The organism is Vibrio genomosp. F6 (assembly GCF_005146325.1).
Classification (GTDB): Bacteria; Pseudomonadota; Gammaproteobacteria; order Enterobacterales; family Vibrionaceae; genus Vibrio; species Vibrio cortegadensis.
In genome coordinates this window covers 1-5,978 of the sequence record NZ_SYUT01000015.1, presented here as the reverse complement: position 1 = coordinate 5,978, position 5,978 = coordinate 1, and the positions used below count along the sequence as shown (strand labels likewise).

The 5,978-nt window shown below is 43.0% G+C and carries 7 protein-coding genes; 3 read left to right on the top strand and 4 right to left on the bottom strand.

Annotated features, from left to right (window positions below):
- Positions 1-504: 504 nt before the first annotated feature.
- Both FCV43_RS04405 and FCV43_RS04400 read right to left on the bottom strand, forming a co-directional pair.
- On the bottom strand, positions 505-1,074 hold the full coding sequence (locus tag FCV43_RS04405; RefSeq protein ID WP_113798099.1) for a PIN domain-containing protein: 570 nt from the start codon (positions 1,072-1,074) through the stop codon (positions 505-507).
- Positions 1,074-1,526: a helix-turn-helix domain-containing protein gene (locus tag FCV43_RS04400; RefSeq protein WP_113798101.1), complete on the bottom strand. Its 453-nt coding sequence runs from the start codon at positions 1,524-1,526 to the stop codon at positions 1,074-1,076. The genes FCV43_RS04405 and FCV43_RS04400 overlap by 1 nt, the downstream gene beginning before the upstream one ends.
- Before the next feature lie 1,095 nt (positions 1,527-2,621).
- Between FCV43_RS04400 and FCV43_RS04395 the strand changes: the two genes are divergently transcribed.
- Positions 2,622-2,981: a helix-turn-helix domain-containing protein gene (locus FCV43_RS04395; RefSeq protein WP_113798103.1), complete on the top strand. Its 360-nt coding sequence runs from the start codon at positions 2,622-2,624 to the stop codon at positions 2,979-2,981.
- 93 nt (positions 2,982-3,074) lie between these two features.
- Positions 3,075-3,323: a hypothetical protein gene (locus FCV43_RS04390; RefSeq protein WP_240697126.1), complete on the top strand. Its 249-nt coding sequence runs from the start codon at positions 3,075-3,077 to the stop codon at positions 3,321-3,323.
- 155 nt (positions 3,324-3,478) lie between these two features.
- Here FCV43_RS04390 and FCV43_RS04385 read toward each other — a convergent pair whose 3' ends face one another.
- Positions 3,479-4,780, bottom strand: coding sequence for a type II toxin-antitoxin system HipA family toxin (locus FCV43_RS04385; RefSeq protein WP_113798105.1), 1,302 nt, complete (start codon positions 4,778-4,780; stop codon positions 3,479-3,481).
- Entirely contained in the window at positions 4,780-5,028 is a 249-nt protein-coding gene (hipB, locus tag FCV43_RS04380) for a type II toxin-antitoxin system antitoxin HipB (protein ID WP_113798107.1), read from the bottom strand. The genes FCV43_RS04385 and hipB overlap by 1 nt, the downstream gene beginning before the upstream one ends.
- A 293-nt stretch (positions 5,029-5,321) precedes the next feature.
- Between hipB and FCV43_RS04375 the strand changes: the two genes are divergently transcribed.
- The gene (locus tag FCV43_RS04375) at positions 5,322-5,753 is read left to right on the top strand and encodes a transposase (protein WP_240697125.1); all 432 of its coding nucleotides are present in this window, start codon (positions 5,322-5,324) and stop codon (positions 5,751-5,753) included.
- Positions 5,754-5,978 lie beyond the last annotated feature (225 nt).

Genomic DNA, 5,978 nt, shown 5'->3' with positions numbered 1-5,978 from the left:
ATTTCCCGTAAGATGGCGATGCCCTAATTAGATCATATTTTTTCTCTAATTGGTATTACAGTGGCTTGTTGTTTGTGGCGGCGATGGAAAGTGTTGATGAACTGGCTGTGTTTTTTTTAGTTGAAGTTCGTCCGATCACCGTGCGAAGCCGGACGGCTTCCAATGAAGCACAATACTCTACTACCATATGAGGGTGATAACCCAAGTGACGCTGCGTTTGCAGACGGCATAAAAGAGGAAGAAGAGCGTTAGCGCTATAAGGATATGCTTTCGGATCCAAGCTCTATTACGCTCTATTAAACGCTTTCTTTTTTCATCATGATAAGAGAAGCGGTAGCTAGTTATCGGTATTGAAGTGTCCAAGTCAGTTCTCAGGTACAACTCAAACAGTGACAAAACTAGTGATTACGAAGTTACGTTTACTTGGCTGCAAGGTGGTGAGCACCACAGTGTATACAAAAAAGCCGCAATTAAGCGGCTCAGTTTAAAGTCTACAAATCAGATCTAAAGCATCAACTTGAAGCTCTTTAAGTGTGAGACGAAGCTTGGGAGCCTCTGTTTTTGTAAGCAAGCTAAGAACTCGTCTTGGCTCATTGGTGGTCTTTTTAATGAAGCTCTTTGTTGCTGAGCAGCCTTAACACATGCGCTATTGTCCAATTCGAACATGTCGCACAGGAACTCGTCTGGATGTATTGCCGATAGACCTAAAGGTTCGAGTTCGCTAGAAGGAAAGTCTTTTAGGTTAAACGTAATAATAGACTCAGCCTGACCTTTAATAGCGGCAGCTACTACATGTCTATCATTAACATCGGGTAAAGTAAGGCCATCAATTAAAGGCTCATACCCTTCAATCAAACAGTCTGGAACATTCGCGTTCATTAACTGTCGAGTTCTTTGTAGTTGTTCTGTATTTAGCTCTGGCCTATTTTTCAGTAGATTTCGAGTCCATTCATCATGTATTTGTTCTGTCCATCGCGCTCTAAACAGGCCAGTGTTGGCCAAGTACATTAGGTAGCTTCGAAGTGGAGCTGGATACATGACACATGCGTCTAGAATTACCGTATATGACGCCATTAATATCCCATATCCATTTCTTGGTCTAATGCCGATAGTTCAGCAAGATCAGCGAGTCTGTTCTCTTCTAGCCGGTGCTTGTACTCCATAAGATCAGCATAAGCTACCTTTCTACGGTTGCCAGTACGACTAAATGGAATATCACCAGAATCCAGAAGCTTAATGAAAGTAGGACGAGACATGTTTAGCATATCAGCACCTTCTTGCGTTGTGAGTTCCGCATGAATAGGTGTGATGCTAACAGAGTTGCCTTGACCTAATTGAGTCAGCACCTCAATCATCATATTTAATGCGCTTGCTGGAATAGTGACTTCGTGAGTCTTACCAGACTTATCGACAACATTAATCCTTTGAGCCTCACCATTAATTTCTATAACGGCTGACAACTCTTGGCTACCAAGCTTAGCCAGTGCCATTTCTTCAGCGCTTGGCAATTTTGTAGCAGTATTCATTGTGTTTCTCTCTAGTTTTAAGTTTCTGATGTCATGGTATACAAATCTGCATACCATGAGGTTATTCGAAATATTCGAAAAAGTCAATATTCGAAATATTCGAAAACAAGAGAATGTCACATTATCGTTGGACTTAGTGCTCGTCGTCTACTCAACAATAACTTCACAGACTGAACTCCTACCCGTGGCACGTTCTCTCTCTAAAATGCCCCCCCATTATTGCTTAGGTCAAATCTGTCGCTATCAAACCCTGACTCAAACTCATAAGGCGATATCTAATTTCTAACGTCTAGAGGCGGTCAATGAGGTGGACGCAGAAAAGTCACCTAACGGGGCAGAAGAAGTTTTTCAAGCTTGGCGGTATTTAGCGGATTTGCCCTCGATTTGACATCGAAAGCACCTCATGGACTTGGAGGCAGGGATGAGGCTCGGGATGTATTTGGAGGGAGGGGGACGTCTTTTTCATGGCGTCAGTACAAGTCATCGCGATGTTCACTGCGATGCACACTGTCTCAAAGGCCCCTCAATCGCAACGATTGTGTCTCAGTCTGAAACACTCACGCTTGCAAGGGTCTGATTTTAATTGGGTTTTAGGGCTGCTTGAAAACGGCCCTAAGGCACCACGGCCTTGAAGGAGCGACGTGATGGAAAAGCAGACGAAAATACACAATGAGGCAATAGGCAACACCTCAGTGAATGGTCGGTATACTTAGTCTCTATCAAAGAGTTGAGAGCTTAGCATTTATGGAATTGAACGTTTAGCCGTGGCGTGTTTAGTTCCGTTTTAGTCTCAAAATTGAAGCGTAAGAGGCACGTTGGTATCAAACATAAGAGGCGATGTCACCTTGGTGCATCTAATGTTAGAGACGCTGAACAAGTCTGTGTCTCTTAATTATGATACGTATTTGCTTAATAAGTATCGTTTTATTGATACTGTCATATTTATTCGTATTCGTTTTTTCATCCAGAACTGATTAAGTGCATCTATATTGTGATACGCACAATTCGTTGTGTCTCTTTATTTGAATACCAAATTATTGTCGGTGTATCAATTTTTGACCATAATGTAAATGATAATCAACAGTAAGCCTAGTCATGCATTTGTTCAGAGCCAATCCAAACAACACGGTTAAAAAGACAGTGATGCATCAATACCGAGCGATTGCCAACTCAGCAGTAGGGCTTTGCCTGATCAAAAAAACCAAAGAGGGTTGGGTTCGGACTATCCGAACGGCCCTTGGTATGTCTGGTGCCCAACTTGGTGCTAGAGCGGGGCTAACCAGAAACAAAATTTCTATCCTTGAGCGTAAAGAGGCTGAGGGTGACATTACTATCAACCAACTTAAGGTATTGGCCGAACGCCTAGGTTGTGATCTGACCTACACATTAGTGCCAAGTAAGCCGATAGAAGACATGATTGAGGATCGTGCTACCGTCATCGCCTCTATTGCCTGATGATATGGCAGGCTTGAAGTACCACCACATCGATACCACTTCTTAGAAGACGCTAAATGCTGGTTTGAGTTCAGGCACTTTGACAACCTTGCGTTGTCAGCGAGAACTCAGCACCGTCTCGTACAGATCCCCCCTTTTGTGAATGGTAATGGTCGTCACTCTCAGATCTTTACAGACATTGTTCGAGTGTTTTTACTTCATGAAAAGCCCATGACATGGGCGAACGTGAAGCTCGAAGACATGAGTGAAGAGCGTTCTGCGTATATCTCCGGTCTACGTAAAGCGGATGCGGGTGATTTCATTGAGTTCACCGACCACCTGAGGAAGCTCGGCAATGAATAACAAATGGGCGGTATAGGTAAGACACATCCGGTGCCATGATATTCTTGCCTGAAGATACACCCTTTGATGTCGGTGATACAACATTGACGCCTATCGGTGAGGATGAGGTGATTATTCACTGTCCGCCCGCTCGGACGAGGGTTACGGCGAAATGGCTAAATCTTCTTAATTATTTTTTGAGTGTTCTCAAAAATAGAGTCAGTGATATGCCTAGGAAAGCCCTCAGGCAGCGCCTCACTGACGTGTAACATGGCTTTAGGTAAGTTGTCTTTCATTTCATCAATTATCTCTTGCATCGTATCTTGACTAAAGTTTGCAGCTTTAGCTGTAGCCAAAAAGTGACGAGGCAGGATCTTACTGATTTCATACTTCTTGCCCTTCGTTGCTTTCAATCCCATCGCCAGCTTTAGTTTTCTGATATTGAAGCCTTTTCCTCCCAGTAACGGGTAGGCTGACAAAATATCGTAGAATGGAGTGAGTCTGTAGCTTCCTCCTTTATCAATATAGATAGAAAAGTTTTTGGCGTGTCCATCTGTCGCACCGATGAGCCATTGAAAGACTTGGAACTTCATGAAGTTATATCGATCTTCTAGCGCATTACTTGAACCCATTAACAACGCCATGATTTGAGCGACGCCAGGGCCACCTTGAGATTCGTATTTAATGGACGATGGCATACCAAATACCTGGCAAATATCTTCCTGAGGTAAGCGTAGCAAGCCAGCTCTGTCTTTTGTCCAGCGTCTATCAAAGCGCTCTACAGCCAAAGCTTTAATGTTGTCTGTTTTGATTATATGGATGTTGGGAACTGCGAACCCCATCGCTCTCGCTAGCTCAATACAAAGGTACTCGTTTTCTACGCTATCTTTGAGATCCAGTGTCGCGTTAGCTTGCTGTATTTCACCTATTGGCAGTTTAATGATGTGAGTGGTGGGTGTGTTTCCTTTTGGTATACACCATTGCTTTTCAACAAACAGGAGAGCCGTTTTCTCTTGAGCGCCTGCTACTGAGATCCTAAAGTCTTCTTCCTCTTCGAGCATCCCAAGCGGAATATCAGACTTGTAGGCTAAAAGAACAGATTCTAATTTTTTGTCATCCAGTTCTTCGTATCTAAGTGGTTCTTTTATATAAGGTAGCTCTGGAGCAAGCAAAGCAATCGCACCAACACTGTCCTTCCCGACTTCTTTTAGGAGATCAAAGGGTTGTTTGGATGAGGCTTTGTACCTTGCAACGATCCTATCTCTGACTTGAGGACTGTCTGGCAAGAGATTGTCAAAATAGTTGATAACCGCATCGGAAGTGATCGCTGGTAATTGAAGTTTCAAAGATAATGATAGTGGGCGGGTCATCGCACTCGTTACCCAGTTCTTATCATATTGAAAAGTGTGAGCACCATTCTTTTGCTTCTCTAAAGTGCCAACAAGTTCACCATTCATGTATGCGATTAGTTTTTGCATTACCAGCTCCCATCATCATTTTCATCTAACGACGTTACTTGTGATTTTTCCTGGATACGCAATGTGAGATCCATTGCCTGGACAAGCTTAAAGAAAGTAGAAAGCGTTGTTTTGTTTGGGTTGTTTTCAAAGTTTGAGATCGTCGCTTGCTTGATACCGACTTTTTTTGCGAGTTCTGATTGTGTCCATCCATTCTTTTGACGTATCAGTAGCATCGTATCGGCTAGTTGTTTCGGGCTATATATCATTTGTTCCAACCCTCTATAGAGTTAAGGTGCGGTATCAAGATGTCTCACTATCCTTTAGTGAGGATAGAGCAAAGTATATCCCTTGGTGGGTATATAGTCCATATTATCCCTACAAAGGGATAATGTGAGTGGTATCCTTTGGTGGGGATAAGGAATGACATGGAGAAACATAGGGAGAAAAGATATCCGTTGAGTCAAGGCTTTGTTGCAGCGCTCAAATAACCTTCATTTTTTTATTCTCATTGAGTTCAGTTATCATAGTCAGCCTTTCATCTTGGTTGGCTAATTAACAAATGCCTTACAAACACAACGACTCCAAACGTCATCATATTAAGAAGCATACTTATCGGTTGACCAATCATTCTGACTACAATCAGGCCCTAAAAAACCGAGGACGAATTGATGTTTGGTTGTCCGATGATATTCTCAACAACTGGCAGAATGAAGAGCGGACCCACGATGGTACTGGCTCGATGGTAAAATATCCTGACAGCACTATTGAAGCCTGTCATTACCTGAGAATGGTGCTTAAGTTGCCCCTGCGCCAAGCGCAGGGTTTCATCGAAAACCGGCTAGAAATGTTGGGCCTGAAGCACCTTCAATGCCCAGATTATACCTTGCAGTCAAAGCGACTCAGTCAGCTTGAATTTTCAACACCACGATTTAAAAATGTGATAAACCCGATACCAACATTGTCGCTATCGCGATTGATTCTACAGGGCTGAAACGATTTGGTAAGGATGAATGGCACCAGGAAAAACATAAGGTTAATGCCAAACGTAGCGGGAGAAAAGTAGTTCACCTAGCGCTCTTCGTTAAAGAAGATGGTTAACCGATGGATAGATCTTATTTCTATCGCATTTGAGGACGGTTACTCATACGCGATAAGAATTAAAAAGGTCCACCACGTGATGAACGCAATGGACCTTATATTTTAGCAATTTCGCCGT

Bases quoted from the DNA above. Each gene is read 5' to 3' on its own strand.
- FCV43_RS04405 (WP_113798099.1), bottom strand. From the start codon at position 1,074: ATGGCGTCATATACGGTAATTCTAGACGCATGTGTCATGTATCCAGCT.
- FCV43_RS04400 (WP_113798101.1), bottom strand. From the start codon at position 1,526: ATGAATACTGCTACAAAATTGCCAAGCGCTGAAGAAATGGCACTGGCT.
- FCV43_RS04395 (WP_113798103.1), top strand. From the start codon at position 2,622: ATGCATTTGTTCAGAGCCAATCCAAACAACACGGTTAAAAAGACAGTG.
- FCV43_RS04385 (WP_113798105.1), bottom strand. From the start codon at position 4,780: ATGCAAAAACTAATCGCATACATGAATGGTGAACTTGTTGGCACTTTA.
- hipB (WP_113798107.1), bottom strand. From the start codon at position 5,028: ATGATATATAGCCCGAAACAACTAGCCGATACGATGCTACTGATACGT.
- FCV43_RS04375 (WP_240697125.1), top strand. From the start codon at position 5,322: ATGCCTTACAAACACAACGACTCCAAACGTCATCATATTAAGAAGCAT.